Raw genomic sequence first — 704 nt, 5'->3', positions numbered from 1 at the left:
GTGACGAGGCTCAAGAAAGTTCCCCAGGTGTGCTCACTGAAATTCCCCACCCGTGGGCGGTTTCTACTGTAGCGACCTTCTGGTGGGTGCGGTGGCGGTGCGCTGGCTGTGGGTGCGGGCGTGATGGTCACGAAGCCGGTAGGAGTCGCCGTCGAGTTTGAGCACGACGGAGCGATGCAGCAGCCGGTCGAGCATGGCTGCGGCGACGGTGGTGTCACCGAGCACTTCGCCCCATTCGGCGACGGACCTGTTGGTGGTGATGACGATGGATGTTTTCAAATATCGTTGCGCCACAACCTGAAACAAGGCTGAAGCGGCTTCGGCCGGCAATGGGAGGTAGCCGAGCTCGTCGATGACGAGCAAGGTGGGTCCGGCGAAGAATCGCATGCAGGTGGCCCAACGTCCTTCGATCGCGGCTTTGTGGCAGCGTGCGGCCAGGTCGGCGGCGGTGGTCACATAGGTGCGATAGCCGGCGTGGACCGCGGCGTTCGCAAGCCCGACCGCCAGATGCGTCTTGCCCGTACCCGGCGGGCCGATGAGCAGCACGTTCGTCGACGATTCGAGGTAGGCACACGTCCCGAGTTCGCGGATCAGCGCCCGGTCCACGCCGGGCGCGGCGTCGTAGTCGAAGCCGTCCAACGTGGCCGGGGTGGGCAGGCACGCGAACCGCAACCGCCCGGCAAGCCGTCGGGCTTCGGTGGCAT

1 protein-coding gene is annotated in these 704 nt (G+C 65.6%); it reads right to left on the bottom strand.

Annotated features, from left to right (window positions below):
- Positions 1–63: 63 nt before the first annotated feature.
- A partial coding sequence (gene istB, locus GOACH_RS23050; RefSeq protein WP_005180866.1) for an IS21-like element helper ATPase IstB occupies positions 64–704 on the bottom strand: 641 nt, incomplete at its 5' end.

Source organism: Gordonia aichiensis NBRC 108223, assembly GCF_000332975.1.
GTDB classification, from domain to species: Bacteria; Actinomycetota; Actinomycetes; order Mycobacteriales; family Mycobacteriaceae; genus Gordonia; species Gordonia aichiensis.
Note: the sequence above shows the minus strand (reverse complement) of the source record. Positions and strands in the feature narration are given on the sequence as shown.